The following is a 17,738-nucleotide window of genomic DNA, read 5'->3' on the forward strand; positions in this document are numbered from 1 at the left end:
CGGCTTTTCCCGTACTCCTACGGAGCTGGGCGTCGCTGGATCGCTAACAATGCGTTAGCAAGCCTATCGGAAACCGGTACCTCTGCCCTCGCCGAAGATCGGCCCTAGCTGAAGATCGCCTTAACCTTGTGCCACAGCGAGGGAGTGTCGGCCTCCGCATCGGCCTTCGACGGCGTTGGTTGTGCGGCGCTCACGGGATCTGATGCCGGGAAGGTGTCTCTCAGGCCGGCGTCGAGCTTGGCGTGGCGGTCGGCGGCGAGTGCTTCGCGCGGATCGTCGGCGTGCTTGTCATGCGGCGCGGGGTTGAATGTCTCAGCCATGGATTGCTCCTCCATAGGCGGGTCAACGCGGCGCATTTGCGCTGGTTCCCCTGTTCCGCTCAGGCCTTGGGCAGTGTATCAGAAACCTCAATTCTGCATCAGGACGCCTAGTGACCCAGTCTGCGACAAAGCCCTTCATCGACGTGCTCTCCGGCCAGCGAGAGGCCATTCCGCCAGTGTGGATGATGCGGCAGGCCGGCCGCTACCTGCCCGAATATCGCGAGGCGCGCGCCAGGGCCGGCGGCTTCCTTGATCTCTGCTTCAACCCGGAACTTGCCGCCGAAGTGACGCTGCAACCGATCCAGAGGTTCGGCTTCGATGCGGCGATCATCTTCTCCGACATTCTGGTGATCCCTTACGCGCTCGGCCGTTCCGTGCGTTTCGAGATTGGCGAGGGTCCGCGGCTGGAGCCGCTGGATGATCCCGCGAAGGTCGCGACGCTGGCGGGCCGCGCCGATTTCGGCAAGCTCGCGCCGGTGTTCGAGGCGCTGCGCATCGTGCGCGGCGCGCTCGAACCCAAGATCGCGCTGATCGGCTTCTGCGGCGCACCGTGGACGGTGGCGACCTACATGGTCGCAGGCCAGGGCACGCCCGACCAGGGGCCGGCGCGGATGATGGCCTACCGGCACCCGGAGGCGTTCGCGAAAATCATCGACGTGCTCGTGGAGAGCTCGATCGCGTATCTGCTGGCGCAGCTCGCGGCCGGTGCCAATGCGCTGCAGATTTTCGACACCTGGGCCGGCGTGCTGCCGCCGGCCGAGTTCGCGCGCTGGTCGGTCGAGCCGACCCGGCGGATCGTGGAGGGCGTGCGCGCCAAGGTGCCCGATGCGAAGATCATCGGCTTCCCGCGCGGGGCCGGTGCGCAATTGCCTGGTTACGTCGAGGCGACCGGCGTGAATGCCGTCAGCATCGACTGGACCGCCGAGCCGGCCTTCATCCGCGAGCGCGTGCAGACACGCGTCGCCGTGCAGGGCAATCTCGATCCGCTGGTGCTGATATCAGGCGGCGACGCGCTCGACCGCGCGGTCGACGACGTGCTGGCGAATTTCGGGGAAGGCCGGCTGATCTTCAATCTCGGCCACGGCATCCAGCCGGAAACGCCGATCGCCCATGTCGAGCAGATGCTGAAGCGCGTGCGCGGGTAGAGGGTGGTCGCTTGAGGCGCACCGAAGCTTCCTCACCGTCATAGCCGGGCTTGTCCCGGCCATCCACGTCTTGCTACGCAGCACGAAGAACGTGGATGCCCGGGACAAGCCCGGGCATGACGGCCTTCAGGCCGCGCTCCCACAAAAAACGCGAAAACAACCCCATGCAAAGTAGAAATCATTGAAGAATTTCGCACGGCACGGCGCGAGCCGTGCAGCGAAGGGCGTTTGACACGTCGGGCAAAACAGGCGCACGATTGCATGATGGCGCCGATGTGCCCTCGGTCAGGCTCAGCGCGGCCGGCTGCGCTCGATGATCTCGGCGGCGCCCTTCGTCAGCAGATCGAGTCCTACGGCACGACCAAGCTCGCGCGGACGATTGGCGGGGCCTGTGCGCGCGGCTTCGATGATGGTGTTACCGGAGAGGTCGAGTACGGACGCCGTGAGCGACATCTGATCGCCTGCGATGGTCGAGAAGCTCGCCACCGGCGAATTGCAGTGGCCGTTGAGCACCCACAGCACCTCGCGCTCGGCATCGGCAGAGGCGTGCGCAGCGGGATCGTCGATCGATGCGAGGATACGCCTTGTCTGCCAGTCCGGTGCGGCGCATTCGACGGCGACGATGCCCTGCCCCGCCGCGGGCAGCATCTCCGCCGCAGTAAACTCGTAGGCGATGCGGCTGGAAAGACCGACGCGGTCGAGGCCGGAACGCGCCATGATCAGCGCATCGGCCGGCCCCACCGCGCCGCCTTCCGGCAAGCGCTGCTTCTCGCCATTGTCGAGTTTTCGCACGCGTGTGTCGGCGGCGCCGCGGAAATGGATGATCTCGACATCCGGAAACAACCGCCGCGCATAGGCCGCGCGCCGCACCGCGTTGGTGCCAATCTTGAAACCCTTGCCACGCGACTGGCGCAGCGCCTCCACCGTCACGCCGTCACGCAGCACCAGCGCATCGCTGGCCGGATCGCGCGATAAGGTGGCGCCGATCACGAGACCGGGCGTGTCCTCATTACCAGGCATGTCCTTCAGCGAATGCATCGCGGCCTGCAGCTCGCCTGACAGCACGGCGGCGCGGATCTGCGCCACGAAGGCGCCGCCCTTGCCGCCATGCGGCAGGAGCTTGCTGGTCTGGTCAAGATCGCCTGTCGTGTCGAACTTGACGATCTCGACCTCAAGATCGGGCATGGCGGCGGTCAGGCGGCGCGCGATCTCTTCCGTCTGTGCCAGCGCCATCGCGCTCTTGCGCGTGCCGATCTTGAATTGAGTAGCCAAGTCCTTGTCCCTTCGAGTCGCGGATTAATGCGCATCCTCCAATATCATGTCGGAGGCCTTTTCGGCGATCATGATGATCGGGGCATTGGTGTTCCCCGACACGAGATCCGGCATGATCGAGCCGTCAACGATGCGAAGGCCTTCGAGCCCCCTCACCTTCAGCCGCTGGTCCACCACCGCGAGCGCATCATTGCCCATACGACAGGTCGAAGTCGGATGGTAGATGGTGCTGCCGCGCTCACGGCAGTAATCCAGCAGCTCGGCATCCGTGGCTATCTTCGCTCCGGGATCGTATTCGTTGACTACGAACGGCTTCAGCGCCGGCGCGTTCAATATCTTGCGCAGGATCTTCAGAGCTTCCACGTTGGTCGTGCGATCGGTCTCGGTCGACATGTAGTTGATGCGGATTTCCGGCGGCACGGTCGGATCAGCGCTCCGGATCCGCAAGGTCCCGCGGCTTTCGGGGCGGAGCTGGCACACGGATGCCGTGAAACCGGAAAAATCGTGCAGCTTCTCGCCCATCTTGTCGGTCGAGAACGGCAGGAAGTGGACCTGGATGTCCGGGGACGCAAGCCGCGGACTGGTCTTGAAGAACGCGCCCGCCGTGCCGGCCGCGATCGTCAGCCAACCTTTCCGGAACAGCGCATAGCGCGCGCCGGCCATCGTGCGGCGGAGCGGATGGTTGACGGTGTCGTTGAGCGTGATCTTCTGCGAGCAGCGCATCACGATGCGGACCTGCATGTGGTCCTGGAGATCGTGGCCGACGCCCGGCGCGTCCAGCACGACATCGATGCCGTGCTTGCGCAGGAGATCGGCGGGGCCGACGCCGGAGAGCTGGAGAAGCTGCGGCGAGTTGTAGGCGCCGCTCGACAGCACGATCTCCTTGCGCGCCCTGGCGCGGCGCACGGTTGCGCCTTGCCGGAATTCGACGCCGACGGCGCGGCGCCCTTCGAACAGCACGCGCTGGCCGAGCGCGGATGTTTCGACCTTGAGATTGCCGCGCGTCTTCGCCGGACCGAGATAGGCCACTGACGTCGAGGCGCGGCGGCCGTTGCGCGTCGTGGTCTGGAACAGGCCGACGCCTTCCTGCGTGGCGCCGTTGAAATCAGGGTTGTAGGGCAGACCGGTCTCGACCCCGGCATCGATGAAAGCTTTCGACAGCGGATCGGTCACAACCATGTTGGACACCGGCAGCGGCCCGCCGCTGCCGTGGTACTGATCGGCGCCGCGCGACTGGTTCTCCGCCTTCTTGAAATAGGGCAGCACGTCGTCATAGCCCCAGCCGGTATTGCCACGCTGGCGCCAGCGGTCGTAGTCCTCATGCTGGCCGCGGACATAGAGCAGGCCGTTGATCGAACTCGATCCGCCCAGCGTCTTGCCGCGGGGCTGGAACACCTGGCGCCCCTTCAGTTCGGGCTCCGGTTCGGTCTGGTACATCCAGTTGACGGTCTTTTCCTTGAACAGTTTTCCGTAGCCGAGCGGCACGTGAATCCAGATGTTGGAATCCTTCGGGCCGGCCTCGAGCAGCAGCACGCTGTACTTGCCGTTCGCCGACAGCCGGTTGGCGAGCACGCAGCCGGCAGAGCCGGCGCCGACGATGATGTAGTCGAATTCGGGATCGGACGGCGTGAGTGAGGAATTTGCGTTCATGCGCTACTGTTCTTTTTGTTGGTGTGGCGTTTCCGTTGGTGATTAGCACAATCATGCGCGCAGTCGCAGCGCCTCGACCAGCGACTTGAACGCACGGGCGTATTCCGCGCCCGCCCTTGCGATATCCGCGCGTCCGGCGCAGGCGACCGCGGCCTCGGTGACCGCGCCGAGCAGCAGCCGCGCCAGCGGCTCGACCGGCTGCCGCGCGATCAGGCCGGCCTCCATCGCCGCCGCAATCGCGCGCGGCAGCTTGCCACCAAAATGCCTGGCGTCGATCTCACGCCAGCGCTCCCAGCCGAGCACGGCGGGGCCGTCGCGCAGGATGATCTGGCCGGTCGGCCCCCTGGCGGTCGCCGCAAAGTAATGCTGCGTGCCGGCGACCATCGCAGCGAGCACGTCCTTCTCGGCGCGTGCTTTGCTGTCTATCTCGGCGACGAGGTCGCGCGAGACCTGATCGAACACGGCCTCGAACACCGCCTCCTTGGTCTTGAAGTGATGGTAGACCGCACCTTTGGCGATGAGGGCTCCCTCCGCAATCTCGTCCATGGTGGTGACGGAAAATCCTTGCGTCCCGAACAGGCGGCGCGCCGCCGTCAGGATCGCCTCCGATGTCGCTGCCCGCCGCTCCGCCTGTTTCGCCATGGCTCTCGTCTAATCCAATTCGCCTGATACGGCCAGTTGACTTTTCGACTACCGGTCGGTATTTACCGACTATCAGTCGGTTTTAATCGTGAGGTGTGCCATGCCGAGCCGTGACATCGTCGAAGCCTTTGCGCAGCGGCTGGAAGCCGGGGATTTCATTGGCGCGATCGAGCAATTCTATACGCCCGACGCCGCGACCTATGAGAACAACGCCGCCCCGACGGTCGGCCGCGACAAGCTCGTCGCCAAGGAGCGCGGCGTGCTGGCGGCCTCCAGAGAGGTCAAGGCCGTGCGCGTCGGGCCGAGCCTGATCGAGGGCGACAATGTCGCAACCCGCTGGACCTTCAGCTTCACCAACGCCGAAGGCATCATCCGAACGCTGGATGAGATCGCCTGGCAGACCTGGCGAGGCGACGAGCTGATCGAGGAGCGGTTCTATTACGATCCGAAGCAGCTGGGGCGGTGAGTTCTCCGCGATCACCGGGCAAGCGGCCATCCTTCGAGACGACCGCTTCGCGGTCTCCTCAGGATGAGGTCTTGTTTCGCGGTGAAATCCTTGACCCTCATGGTGAGGAGCGCCGCCTTACGGCGCGTCTCGAACCATGAAGGCCGAGCATGGTCGCAGCTATCAGAAAGCCATGCGCGATAGGCCTGCCGCGACGACGATAACGACCGCGGCGTGCATTTGTATCGATTTGTTATCGATACGGCGGTTTCAACACGCAGATGTGGTCGCGGCGATGCCGGCCGGGTGAGATAATTCATAGTTCGTCAAAGGTTTGCGGCGAATTCTCCGGGCCGGGCCGGACAAGCGGCCCATGCTGCAGGCTCTCGAATGCGGACTCAATCGACCAGCTATGTCGCGCGGCTGTTCGCCGGCGAACTTTCGGCGTTCGGCGGTCCAGCAACCGACGAAGCCGTGGCCGGCCATATCCGCGCCGACCAGATGTCGCTGGTGCTCGGTTATTCCGTCGGCATCATGCTGGCCAACGCCTGCAACGCGGCCGTCCTTGCCGTCGCGCTGTGGCATTCGCCGGACTGGAGGTTTGCGCTGGCCTGGGCTGTCATCGTGGCCGGCGCCGCGATCGCGTTCGGCCTGCAATCCCACGCCTCGCGCCGCATCACCAAGCCGCAATTTGTCTCGCGCCGGGCGATGCATCGGCTGGTGCGCAACGCCTTGATCCTCGGTGCTGCCTGGGGCATCGTCCCGGTCGCCTTCTTCGCGAACGCCGCGACCGGCGGCCAGCTCGTCATCACCTGCCTTTGCTCGGGAATGCTGGCCGGCGGCGCACTGGCTTTCGCCACGATCCCGATCGCGGCCATCGCCTTTACGACTCCAATCTTCGTCGGCATCGCCATCTGCCTCGGCCGCGACGGCGATCCCGCCTATGTGCTGATGGCCATCCTGGTGGTGGTTTACGGCAGCGTGCTGCTGCGCGCCGTGTTCGTCAATTCATTCGCGTTCGCGCGGCGCGTGATCCGGCAGATCGAGGCGGAGCGCACGGTCCGGCAGGATCCCCTCACGCTGTTGCCCAACCGCTTCGCCTTCAACGAGACGCTCGAAGCCGCGCTCAAGCGGCTGGCCCTGTCCGGCGAGGAATTCGCGGTGCTCCTGCTCGACCTCGATCGCTTCAAGGAGGTCAACGACAAGTTCGGCCACCCAGCCGGCGACGAATTCCTGGTCCAGGTCGCAAGCCGCTTGCAACGCTGCACGCGCGCGGCCGAGCACGTCGCGCGTATCGGCGGCGACGAGTTCGCGCTGGTGATGGCCAATCTGGCGCGGCCGGAGGATGCGCTCGAGATCGCCGAACGCTTCGTCGCGGCCTTCGCCGAGGCCTTCCAGATCGAGGGCCGCCAGATCGTCGGCGCGACCAGCGTCGGCATCGTGCTGGCGCCGCGCGACGGCAACACGCAGCTCGACATCATGAAGAATGCCGATGCCGCGCTCTACCGCGCCAAGAAGGCGGGACCCGGCACAGTCTGCTTCTTCGAGGCCAGCGATGACAAAGTGTCACGCGATCGCAAGGCGCTGCAGGCGGACCTCAAAGGCGCCATCGCCAGGGACGAGCTGTTCCTGGTGTTCCAACCGTTCCTCGATCTCGGTGACAACCGCATCACCGGCTTCGAGGCACTGCTGCGCTGGCAGCACCCCCAACGCGGATTAGTGCCGCCGAGCGAATTCATAGCGATCGCCGAGGAAACCGGGCTGATCCATGAGATCGGCGAATGGGTCATCCGCCGCGCCTGCGCGTCGCTGTCGGACTGGCCGGAGGACATCAGGGTCGCCGTGAACTTTTCCGCAGCGCAGTTTCACAACACCAGCATCCTCCAGACCATCGTGCAGGCGCTCGCAGACGCGAAGGTCGCTCCGCACCGGCTCGAGATCGAGATCACGGAATCGATGCTGCTGTCTAAATACGGCTCCGCGGCGTCGATCCTGAACGCGCTGCTCGAGCTCGGCATCACGGTGGCACTGGACGATTTCGGCACCGGCTTCTCCTCGCTGACTTACCTGCGCAAGCTGCCGTTCAGCCGTATCAAGATCGACCAGTCCTTCATCCGCGACATGCTGGTGCAGCCCGATTGCGCCGCGATCGTGAAGTCGGTGATCTCGCTGGCGCGCGACCTGCGCATCGGCGTGGTCGCTGAAGGCGTCGAGACCGCCGATCAGCTCGAATATCTGCGCCAGATTAGTTGCGACGAAGTGCAGGGCTATCTGATCAGCCGGCCGGTGTCAGCCGATGGCGTTCTGGCACTGCTCGACCGGAAGAAGCTGCGGGCGATCCACGCGGCGTAGGGCTTCCTGGGGCCATCCTTCGAGACGCCCGTCTTTGGCGGGCCCTCAGGATGAGGCCTTGTTTTGCAGCAAAATCTTAGACCCTCGAGGAGCGCCGCCTTACGGCGCGCCTCGAACCATGAAGGGCGAACAGCTGCCTTAAACCGCATCGGCCCGCAGCAGCGTGTCCACGATGATCGTCCCCCGCGCGCGCGAGACGCAGGCGCATATCTTCTGGTTGCTTCTCTTCTGGTGGTCGCTGAAGAAGACGTCGCGATGGTCGATCTCGCCATCGACCTCGACCACGTCGATGGCGCACAGGCCGCATTCGCCGCGCTTGCAATCGTACATCACGTCGTGGCCGCTGGCATTGAGCACGTCCAGCATCGAGCGCTCGCGCGGGATTTCGAGCTCGACATCGGTCCCCTTCAGGCGCACGCGAAACGTCTCGGTCGGCAGCGTGCCGCTGGAGCCGAAGGTCTCGTAGCGGAGATCGGGCAGCGAATGGCCGACACCGATCCAGGCCTGGCGCGCGGCATCCAGCATCCGCATCGGGCCACAGAACAGCGCCAGCGCGCCCTGGGGCACCGAGGCGAACAGCGCGTCGAGATCCAGCCGGCGGCCCTCGTCGCCGGCATGGACGACGAGGCGCTCGCCGAGCATCGCGGCGAGATCGTCGAGATAGGCAGCCTCGCCGCGCGAGCGTACAGCATAATGGAGCGTGACGTTCGCACCGCGACGTGCCAGCGCCTGCGCCGCGCCGAAGATCGGGGTGATGCCGATGCCGCCGGCGATCAGACAATAGTTCTCGCGCGCCCAGTCGACCGCGAGCAGCGAAGCGGGCTGGGTGATGTCGAGCCGCGCGCCCCGGGTGAGCTGCCACATGTAACGCGAGCCGCCGCGGGAATCCTCGGCGCGGCGCACCGCGATCCGTAAGCCGCGGGACGAGGCTTCACCGACCAGCGAATAGGACCGCGTCTCCGGCAGGCCATCGATGGTCACGCTGACATTGATGTGGCTGCCGATCGGATAGGCGGCGCCGTCGAACTGATCCGGCAGAATCAGGAATTCGCGGATGCCCGGCGCAAGATCGCGCGTCGAGACGAGCGTCGCCGGGATCCAGGTTTCGATGAAGCGCATGGCACTCCCCTATTCGGTTGCGGCGGAGCTGATCCGCGCCAGCGCCGGCAGCAGGTCGAGATGGGTCCGGTTGCGCAGCGCGAGCCGGAGGTTTCGCACCGCGAGGCGCGCATGCTCGCGCATCACGGCTTCGGCGCGAGCGCCTTCGCGGTTCTCGATCGCGTCGATCACGACGCGATGATGCTCCTGGCCGATGATCAGAATCTGCTGCGCCTCAGGCAATGCCGACTGCGCCATTACGAAACCGCTTGGCGAGGCGAATGGCAACGCTGAGGCGCGGTCGATCTGCCGGATCAAGGGCGGACTGCGCGACAATTCGGTGAGCAGCGCATGGAAGCGCGCGTTCAGCGTGACATAGGACGAGAAGGCATCGACCGAGATCGGCACCTGGCGCAGCAACTCGTCGATCGCGGCAAGGCATTCCTTCAGCGGCTCGAGCTCGCGCGCGGAGACGCCGCGCTCGGCCGCAAAGCGCGCGGCGAGCCCCTCGAGCGTGCCGCGCAGCTCGATGGAATCGGAGATGTCGCGCTCAGAAAATGCCTTCACCATGAAGCCGCCGGAAGGGATCGCCTCCAGCAGGCCTTCCTCCTCCAGCCGCACCAGCGCCATGCGCACCGGCGTGCGCGAGGCGCCGGTCGTCTCCACCGCCTGGAGCTCGGAGATGCGCTCGCCGGGACGTAACGACCCCGACAGGATCTGATCGCGCAACGCGAGCTGCGCCTTCACGGTCTGCGAGACGGACCGGTCGACCTCGCGCTCGGGCGCTGCTTTCACCCGGCCTACTCCGCCGCCTGGAGGTGCTGCGGCGCGCTTTCCTTGGCCACCATCCGGTCGATCAGCTTGCGCGTCCACATCGCGCCGGCGTCGATGTTGAGGTTGTAGAAGATGCGATCGGGATTCTCGTCCATCGCGCGCTGCTGCGCTTCGAGGATCAGTTCGTCCTCGTGGAAGATGCCGGAGACGCCCTCGCGGATCTCGGTGGTGATGCGCTGCTCGCCGAGCTGGTAGTTGCGGACGAAGGCCCAGAAATAGTGGCAGGTCTTCTCGGTCTCCGGCGTGATGGTGTTGAGCACGAACCCGTTGACGCCCTGCGAGCGGTCGCCTTCCGGTGCGCCGGTGCCGGCCGGCGCCACGCCGACGTCGATCGCGATGGTGCACGGGGCTTCGAATCGGATGATCTGCCAGCGGTCGACCAGGCCGGGCTTGCCGAGCTGCTTGGCCCAGAATGGCGGCGCCTCGATGCCGCGCATCCAGCGTGTCACCGTCACCGCCTTCTCGCCATGGGTGACGTCGAACGGCGCTTCGGCCACCGCCTCGTTGCCGATCGAGGAGCCGTGCACGAAGGTCTCGTGGGTGAGGTCCATGAGATTGTCGAGCACGAGGCGGTAGTCGCAATTGACGTGGATGGTCTTGCCGTCGCCGGCCCAGGCCGGATCGTGATTCCAGTGCATATCAGGGACGAGCGCCGGATCGGCCAGCGCGGGATCGCCCATCCAGAGCCAGATGTAGCGATGACGCTCGACCACGGGATAGGCGCGCACGCAGGCCGACGGATTGATGGTCTCCTGCGAGGGCATGAAGGTGCAGCGCCCCTGCGCATTGTATTTCAGGCCGTGATAGCCGCAGACGACGGTGTCGCCTTCGAGCCGGCCCTTGGACAGCGGCACCAGGCGGTGCCAGCAGGCATCCTCCAGCGCGGCCACCGAGCCGTCGGCCTTGCGGTACATCACCACATGCTTGCCGCAGATCGTCCGCGGCAGCAGCGCCGGCTTCACCTCGGCGTCCCAGGCGGCGGCGTACCAGGCGTTCATGGGGAAGGGCTTTGTCACTGGTTTCACTCTCAAGGACTTCTGAATACCTGATGTATACAGTAACTGGGACGTCGAACGATTCAAGGCGGAATTGTGCCTACCTAATTACCATCAATCGACTTTAAGTATACAGGATGAGTGCTTTGCAAACTCGTCGTGCCCGGGCTTGTCCCGGGCATCCACGCTCTTCGTGCCGCACCAAAGACGTGGGTGGCCGGGACAAGCACGGCCATGACGGTGCGGCAACGTCCGCGCGGCAGTGCGCTCCCAGGCTAAGCGGCACCCGTCTCGGCAATTACGCCCCGAACACTTTTGCCAGGGCCGCCTGGGCTTCGTCCTGAATCCGCTTGAGGTGCTCGGTGCTGCGGAAGCTTTCCGCGTAGATCTTGTAGACGTCCTCGGTGCCTGACGGCCTGGCCGCGAACCAGCCGAAATCGGTTTCGACCTTGATGCCGCCGAACGGCTGGCCGTTGCCAGGCGCCTTGCTCAGTGTGGCCCGCACGCGATCGCCGGCGAGGTCCTTGAGACCGAGCTGCTCGGGCGTGACGGACTTGAGGATGTTCTTCTGGGGCGCGGTGGCGGCGACGTCGATGCGTGCGTAATGGGGCACGCCGAGTTCAGCGGTCAGGTCGCCGAACAGCTGGCTCGGATCGCGGCCGGTCCTGGCCATGATCTCGGCTGCGAGCAGGCCGAGGATGATGCCGTCCTTGTCGGTGGTCCACACCGTGCCGTCGCGGCGCAGGAACGAGGCTCCTGCGCTCTCCTCGCCGCCGAAGCCGAAGCCGCCATTGAGGAGGCCGTCAACGAACCATTTGAAGCCGACCGGGGTCTCGACCAGCTTGCGGCCGAGCTTCTTGGCGACGCGGTCGATGATGGAGCTCGACACCACGGTCTTGCCGATCGCGGCATCCTTGCTCCAGTTCGGGCGATGCGCGAACAGGTAGGCGATCGCGGTCGCAAGATAATGGTTCGGATTCATCAATCCGCCGGTGCGCGTCACGATGCCGTGGCGGTCGGCGTCTGTGTCGTTGGCAAAGGCGACGTCGAAGCGGTCGCGCATCGCGATCAGGCTCGCCATCGCGTAGGGCGAGGAGCAGTCCATGCGGATCTTGCCGTCCCAGTCGACCGTCATGAAGCGGAAGGTCGGGTCGATCGCCTCGTTCACGACCGTGGCCTTCAGGCCGTAGCGCTCGATGATCGGATGCCAGTAATGCACGGCGGCGCCGCCGAGCGGATCGATGCCGATATTGATGCCGGCGGATTTGACGAGATCGAGATCGACGACATTGCCGAGATCGGCGACGTAGGGCGTGATGTAGTCGTAGGCGTGGACGGTCGCGGATTTGCGGGCCTTGGCGTAGTCCATGCGCGCAACGTCCTTGAGCCCGTCGGCGAGATAGGCATTGGCGCGCTTCTCGACCACGGTGGTCGCATCGGTATCGGCGGGCCCGCCATGCGGCGGATTGTATTTGTAGCCGCCATCTTCCGGCGGATTGTGCGAGGGCGTGACGACGACACCGTCGGCGAGGCCGGAGATTCGGCCCTGGTTGTAGGTCAGGATCGCGTGCGAGATCACCGGCGTCGGCGTGTAGCCGCCGTCCTTGTCGATCATGATGTCGACGCCGTTGGCCGCGAACACCTCGACAGCGCTGACCAGCGCCGGCTCGGCCAGTGCATGGGTGTCGATGCCGATGAAAAGAGGGCCGGTCAACCCCTTTTCCTTTCTGTAGTCACAAATTGCCTGCGTGGTCGCCAGGATATGACCCTCGTTGAAGGTGTTCTTGAACGAGGTGCCGCGATGGCCCGAGGTGCCGAACGCCACCCGCTGTGCGGGATCGCCGACATCGGGCTTGCCGGCGAAATAGGCCGTCACCAGCCGCGGAACGTTGGTGAGCGCGTCCGGCGAAACCTGCTTGCCCGCCGCGGGATCAACATCAGCCACTGAAATATCCTCGTCCTGTCGTCACAGAGATAGCAGGATACCATAGCATCGGCCGGCCCCCCGCCAAGGGCACAACACGCGCGATGGGGTGGCCGTTCCTGAGATCATGCTATGGTCCTTCAGATCGGGGCTTTTCGAGTCGGGGCATGACGCTGTTTCACAGGCTGTTGGTTGTTCTGATTGCCTGGCTTGCGACGGCTGGCATCGTGCCCGATGCGCTGGCCGCGGAGTTCTATACCGAAGACCTGCGCATTCCGATGGCGGAGGCCGGGCCGCAGGGGCTGGAGGCCTTTCTGGTCCGGCCGGCCGGAACGAAGCGCTATCCGCTCGCGCTGCTCAGCCACGGCTCGCCGCGCAAGTTCGACGACCGCGCGACCATGTCGGCGCACAAATATTACGGGATCGCGCTCGAATATGCCCGGCGCGGCTTTGCCGCGCTGATCGTCATGCGGCGCGGCTACGGCACCTCGCCCGGCGGTCGCGTCGACAGCGTCGGTGCTTGCGCGAATGCCGCCTATCTGCCGTCTGCGGCGGTCGCGGTCGCGGATTTGCTCGCGGCGATCGATGCGATGGGGCGCAGGACCGACGTCACGACATCGGGCATGATCGCGGCCGGCCATTCCGCCGGCGGGCTCGCCATCGTCGCGCTGACCGCGCAGTCGCCGGCGGGTCTTGTCGCCGCGATCAGCTTTGCCGGCGGCCGCGGCTCGCGCGATGACGACGACGTCTGCAATCCGGATGGGCTGGCGCAGGCCTTCGCCAGTTTCGGCAGGACCTCGCGCGTGCCGATGCTGTGGGTCTATGCGAGCAACGATTCGTTCTTCGGTCCCGATCTCGCGCGCCGCCTCCATGACGGCTTTCGCGGCAACGGCGGTCACGCGACATTCATCGCAGCGCCGCCCTACGGCGATGACGGCCACTATCTCTATTCGGTCGTGGGCCGGCCGCAATGGACGCCGTATGTCGACGCCTTCCTGCGCGAGCGCGGGCTCGGCCACGATATCCTGAGCCTTCCCGATCCGTTGCCGCCGCCGGGCCAGCTCAATGAAGCCGCGCGCGCCGAATTCGCGCGCTATCTCGCCAGCACCATGCCGCACAAGGCTTTTGCGGTGTCGCCGAACGGCGGCTACGGCTGGCGCTCGGGGCGCACCACGGCCGACGACGCCCGGCGCGATTCACTCGCCGCCTGCGTGAAATGGTCGCCCGCCTGCACGCTGTATGCGGTCGACGACGGGCTGGCCGGGGCTGCGCAAAGGACGTCAACGGACCAGAGCGCCCGCGCGCGATAGGGCGAGGGCGATCGGATCTTTCGAGACTAGAGCCGCTCGCTGAGCGCGAGCTTGTAGCCGACACCGGTGACGGTCGCGATCACAGGCGTGCCGCTCCCGATGAGCTTGCGGCGCAGCCGCGCCACCAGCGCATCGACCGTGCGGATGTCGACCTCGGCCTGGCGGTTGCTGACGACCTCGATCAGATAGTCGCGGCTGAGCGGCCTGCCGTCGGCGCCGACCAGCGCCGCGAGCAGGTCGAACTCGGCGCGCGTCAACGCCACCGGCTTGCCGTCGCTGCCGAGCAGCTCGCGCCGCGTCAGGTCGATGATCCAGTCGCCGAAGGCGATCGAATTGTGGTTGCGCGCCGCCTTGCGGTCGATCGAGCGCCGCCGCAGCACGCTGCGCGCGCGCGCGAGCAGATCGCGCAGATCGATCGGCTTGGTCACATAATGGTCGCCGGCAATCTCAAGGCCGAGGATGCGATCGACATCGGTGTCACGGCGGGTCACGAAGATGATGCCCGCGTTGCTGGTCGCCTGGATCTCCTTGGCGAGCTCGAAGCCGTCGCCATCAGGCAACTGCAGGTCGAGGAAGACGAGATCGGTGCGCGAGCGCAGCGCCTGGCGGCATTCCGCGCAGGAGCCGGCACCGACCACGTCGAAATTGTTCTCGTTGAAATAGCCGATCAGCATCGTCCGCGTCACGGGATCGTCTTCGACGACGATCAGCCGCTCGCGGCCGGCAGGCCTTAATTCCCGACCTGCGGAATCAGCCACGTTGTCGGATGTCCTGTGTGCTTGCGGCCCGGCTTGAAAATTCAAGTCGTCGTGCAGCACACTGTCCTGTGAACGACCATTCACGACTTATTCGAGCCCCCGAAATTGCCTGCCGGATACTAGGCGTGTTGTGCTGCCCCAACAATATTGGTCATGGTCTTGAAGCATTAACTATGAACTGGCCCACATTTCTCATCGCGCGCATCATCTTGCAGGCGTGGCTCGCGCGAGCGCCGCCCCTCCCCGACGCCGCCGATCCCGACCATCCGGTTCCGGATTCAACCGCTGGTTAACGTAAAGAGAGTGTTCGGCTACGGAAAAGCCGGCCGTGCCTCTATGGTCCTCGAATGCAGGTGCGAAACCACGGAGCAGGCGTGATGCATGGGCAGGCCCGGCTGGCTGCCGGACGAACCGACGAGGGCGCAACGCCCTTCGGCCGTTCGCACACGCTCGACTTGCTGCGCGGCCTCGCCATCGTCGGCGTGATGGCGATCCATGTCTCGCAGTCATTCCCGTCCAACATCCAAGCCATCGACTTCGTCTTCATGTGCGGCTGGACCGGCGTCAACGTGTTCTACTTCGTCAGCGCCATGACGATGTGCCTGATGTGGACACAGCGCACCGAAGCCAACCCGACACGCAAATTCTACATCCGGCGCTTCCTGCGCATCGCGCCGCTGTTCTGGCTCGCGATCCCGCTCTACCTCCTCGTCAACGGCACGGGGCCGAGCTACAACGCGCCTGATGGCATCGGGCCGCTTCAAGTGATCCTGACCGCGACGTTCCTGCACGGCTTCTGGCCGGACAGTGTCAACAGCGTCGTGCCGGGCGACTGGTCGATCGCCGCGGAGATGACGTTCTATCTCGTCTTTCCGCTTTTGATCACGGCGTTCGGATCGCGCCGCCATCTTTATCTCGCGCTCGCAATCGTACTGCATCTCGTCAATGTCTGCCTGTTCAAGCCGTGGGCGTTCGCGCTGTTCTCGGCCTATTACGGGCCCGGTCACGAGGCTTTCGTCTGGAATGCCCTGCACATCAGCTTCCTGAACCAGCTGCCGGTCTTTCTCGTGGGATGCGCGCTGTTCTTCTCGCTGCGCGACGGCTTTGCGAAGTCGGATGCAGCGATCTTCGCCGTCTTCATCGCGCTGTCCTTCATCGCCGACCGCGCGACCGGCTCGCATGAATTCAACTATCTGATGATCAACCTGGTGCTCGGCGCGCTGGTTGCCGGTTGTATCCGCCTCGCAATCCGCTGCCGGCCGATCGAGGCGCTCGGCCGCAATTCCTATTCGATGTACCTGTCGCACTTCGCGGTGATCAATGGCCTGCGCCAGATCTGGCCGCTGGCGGACGGACTGGTCTCGCTGCTGATCGCCTATGTCGTGAACGCCGCGCTGAGCTATCTCGTGGCGCGGGCGACCTGGCATCTGATTGAGCGGCGCGCGCAGGATCTCGCGCATCGCCTGACCTCTTCAGCGACCCAGACCGCGGCGCGCACAGACATCGTGGCCGCGGCAGGTGTCGTCGTGAACGGCCGCAGCGCCAGCGCTTGAATCGTCTGCCGAGGCCGTCCGGCGTCAGGACGAGCCGACCTCGATCCGGTACGACAACTGTTCTTCCGCGCCAGGTGCGATATGCATCAGGCCCGGCTTGTCGCTGAACTCCCCGTCGAAGCCGGCGGGACTCGCGTAGCCGCGCCAGGGCTCGATGCAGAGAAACGGCGCGCCCGACGGTTTCGACCAGACGCCGAGTTCGCGAAAGCCGCGCCATGACATTTCGAGACACGGTCCGGTGGAAGCCCCCTGCTCCGCGGCATAGCGGACTGAATTGCTCTCGACCCGGTCGCAGATGATTGCGTCATCGACAAACAGGGATTCGGACAAGGGCAACACTGTGCCGCTGACGGGACTTGGCTCCGCTCCCGCGCGCAGCAATCCGCCGTCGAGACGGCGGACGGCAGATGGCTCTGCGTTCGCGAAGGTGAGTGCGTAGCTCTCCTTCGCCACTCCCGGCTGAAGCGGCCAGTTGAAAGCAGGATGGCCGCCGAGCGAGGCCGGCAATGTCTCCTTGCCGGTGTTGGCGATCGTGAACAAGACATTGAGGCCGACGTCATCGAGCGCATAGGCAGCCGTCAGGCGGAACGCGAAGGGATAGAGCGCGCGCGTTGCCTCGCTGTCTTCGAGCACCAGCGTGCAACGGTTCTCGTCACGCGCACTCCACGCAAAGCGGCTGTCGCGCGCAAAGCCGTGCTGGGTCATCCGGTACGTCTTGCCTCGGTGCCGCAATTCGTCCTTGGCGAGACGCCCGACGATCGGAAACAACAGCGGCGCGTGGCGTGCCCAGGCCGGCCCCGCCTGCCAGATAAACTCGACGCCGCCGCCGTCCTTCAGCGAGCACAGCTCGGCGCCATGCGCCTTGATGGTCGCGGAGAGCGGCCCGTTTCGGATCGTTTGCGTGTCGTCGGTCATGACAATCTCCTGGCGGCAGCTGGCGACCAGACGCAGCCGCCTCATGCGAGGCGACCATACCGCGTTGGAGCATCCTTCGCTCGCCCCACGATGGAGCGAGCGACGATCAGCTCTCCGCTTCCGCCGTGCTAGGCCTGAGACGACCGTCCGACGCTCTCGTAGACAAAGCCGGCCGCGGCCATGTCCTCGGGGCGATAGATGTTGCGGAGGTCGACGACGACGGGTTGGGCCATGGTCGCCTTCAGCCGGTCGAGATCGAGACCGCGGAACTGCACCCATTCGGTGACGATGACGAGCGCATCAGCGTCTTCAGCGCAGGAATAGGCGTCCTCGCAATAGGTGATGCTGGGCAGCTCGTCCTTGGCCTGGTCCATGCCGACGGGATCGAAAGCCTTGACCTTCGCGCCCATGTCGATCAGGCCGGTGACGAGCGGGATCGACGGCGCATCGCGCATGTCGTCGGTGTCGGGCTTGAAGGTGAGGCCGAGCACGGCGATGGTCTTGCCGCGCAGCGAGCCGCCGAGC

At 65.3% G+C, this 17,738-nt stretch carries 16 protein-coding genes; 5 read left to right on the plus strand and 11 right to left on the minus strand.

Annotation, left to right across the window (positions count from 1 at the left end; translation table 11 throughout):
- Positions 1–104: 104 nt before the first annotated feature.
- Positions 105–320: a hypothetical protein gene (locus IVA80_RS27555; RefSeq protein ID WP_247437534.1), complete on the minus strand. Its 216-nt coding sequence runs from the start codon at positions 318–320 to the stop codon at positions 105–107.
- Between the two features lie 110 nt (positions 321–430).
- On the opposite strand from IVA80_RS27555, the gene hemE reads away from it, so the two are divergent.
- The gene (gene hemE / locus IVA80_RS27560) at positions 431–1,465 is read left to right on the plus strand and encodes a uroporphyrinogen decarboxylase (RefSeq protein ID WP_247437536.1); all 1,035 of its coding nucleotides are present in this window, start codon (positions 431–433) and stop codon (positions 1,463–1,465) included.
- Positions 1,466–1,756: 291 nt separating this feature from the next.
- On the opposite strand, the gene hemC is transcribed toward hemE, so the two are convergent.
- Genes hemC through IVA80_RS27575 form a run of 3 tightly spaced genes read right to left on the minus strand, consistent with a single transcriptional unit; the run spans position 1,757 to position 5,029 of the window.
- A complete protein-coding gene (hemC, locus tag IVA80_RS27565; protein WP_247437538.1) occupies positions 1,757–2,737 on the minus strand; it encodes a hydroxymethylbilane synthase in 981 nt (326 codons plus the stop codon).
- 24 nt (positions 2,738–2,761) lie between these two features.
- Complete coding sequence (locus tag IVA80_RS27570) at positions 2,762–4,387, minus strand: choline dehydrogenase (protein ID WP_247437539.1); 1,626 nt, start codon at positions 4,385–4,387, stop codon at positions 2,762–2,764.
- A gap of 51 nt (positions 4,388–4,438) precedes the next feature.
- Positions 4,439–5,029, minus strand: coding sequence for a TetR/AcrR family transcriptional regulator (locus IVA80_RS27575; protein ID WP_247437541.1), 591 nt, complete (start codon positions 5,027–5,029; stop codon positions 4,439–4,441).
- A gap of 100 nt (positions 5,030–5,129) precedes the next feature.
- Here IVA80_RS27575 and IVA80_RS27580 point away from each other — a divergent pair, with 100 nt between their 5' ends.
- Together IVA80_RS27580 and IVA80_RS27585 are read left to right on the plus strand one after the other, a co-directional pair.
- Positions 5,130–5,495, plus strand: coding sequence for a nuclear transport factor 2 family protein (locus IVA80_RS27580; RefSeq protein ID WP_247437543.1), 366 nt, complete (start codon positions 5,130–5,132; stop codon positions 5,493–5,495).
- A 369-nt stretch (positions 5,496–5,864) separates the two neighbouring features.
- Positions 5,865–7,826: an EAL domain-containing protein gene (locus IVA80_RS27585; protein WP_247437545.1), complete on the plus strand. Its 1,962-nt coding sequence runs from the start codon at positions 5,865–5,867 to the stop codon at positions 7,824–7,826.
- Between the two features lie 138 nt (positions 7,827–7,964).
- Here IVA80_RS27585 and IVA80_RS27590 read toward each other — a convergent pair whose 3' ends face one another.
- The 4 genes from IVA80_RS27590 to pgm all read right to left on the minus strand — a co-directional run bounded on the left by IVA80_RS27590 (position 7,965) and on the right by pgm (position 12,698).
- Positions 7,965–8,945: a PDR/VanB family oxidoreductase gene (locus tag IVA80_RS27590; protein WP_247437546.1), complete on the minus strand. Its 981-nt coding sequence runs from the start codon at positions 8,943–8,945 to the stop codon at positions 7,965–7,967.
- 9 nt (positions 8,946–8,954) lie between these two features.
- Positions 8,955–9,719 (minus strand): GntR family transcriptional regulator, encoded by a 765-nt coding sequence (locus IVA80_RS27595; RefSeq protein WP_247437548.1) that lies wholly within the window; start codon positions 9,717–9,719, stop codon positions 8,955–8,957.
- A 5-nt stretch (positions 9,720–9,724) separates the two neighbouring features.
- Positions 9,725–10,774, minus strand: a complete 1,050-nt coding sequence (locus IVA80_RS27600; RefSeq protein ID WP_247437549.1) for an aromatic ring-hydroxylating dioxygenase subunit alpha — start codon at positions 10,772–10,774, stop codon at positions 9,725–9,727.
- Between the two features lie 277 nt (positions 10,775–11,051).
- Positions 11,052–12,698, minus strand: a complete 1,647-nt coding sequence (pgm, locus tag IVA80_RS27605) for a phosphoglucomutase (alpha-D-glucose-1,6-bisphosphate-dependent) (protein WP_247437551.1) — start codon at positions 12,696–12,698, stop codon at positions 11,052–11,054.
- Positions 12,699–12,844: 146 nt separating this feature from the next.
- On the opposite strand from pgm, the gene IVA80_RS27610 reads away from it, so the two are divergent.
- Entirely contained in the window at positions 12,845–13,987 is a 1,143-nt protein-coding gene (locus IVA80_RS27610) for an alpha/beta hydrolase (protein ID WP_247437552.1), read from the plus strand.
- Positions 13,988–14,013: 26 nt separating this feature from the next.
- Here IVA80_RS27610 and IVA80_RS27615 read toward each other — a convergent pair whose 3' ends face one another.
- A complete protein-coding gene (locus IVA80_RS27615; protein WP_247437554.1) occupies positions 14,014–14,829 on the minus strand; it encodes a response regulator transcription factor in 816 nt (271 codons plus the stop codon).
- 293 nt (positions 14,830–15,122) lie between these two features.
- Between IVA80_RS27615 and IVA80_RS27620 the strand changes: the two genes are divergently transcribed.
- Positions 15,123–16,298, plus strand: a complete 1,176-nt coding sequence (locus IVA80_RS27620) for an acyltransferase (protein WP_247437556.1) — start codon at positions 15,123–15,125, stop codon at positions 16,296–16,298.
- A 24-nt stretch (positions 16,299–16,322) separates the two neighbouring features.
- Here the strand turns inward: IVA80_RS27620 and IVA80_RS27625 are convergent, their stop codons facing one another.
- Together IVA80_RS27625 and IVA80_RS27630 are read right to left on the minus strand one after the other, a co-directional pair.
- On the minus strand, positions 16,323–17,213 hold the full coding sequence (locus IVA80_RS27625) for an aldose 1-epimerase family protein (RefSeq protein ID WP_247437557.1): 891 nt from the start codon (positions 17,211–17,213) through the stop codon (positions 16,323–16,325).
- Between the two features lie 128 nt (positions 17,214–17,341).
- Positions 17,342–17,738 (minus strand): UDP binding domain-containing protein (locus tag IVA80_RS27630; RefSeq protein WP_276007914.1); only part of this gene is annotated, 397 nt, incomplete at its 5' end.

It is taken from the genome of Bradyrhizobium sp. 139 (assembly GCF_023074175.1).
Taxonomy (GTDB): Bacteria; Pseudomonadota; Alphaproteobacteria; order Rhizobiales; family Xanthobacteraceae; genus Bradyrhizobium.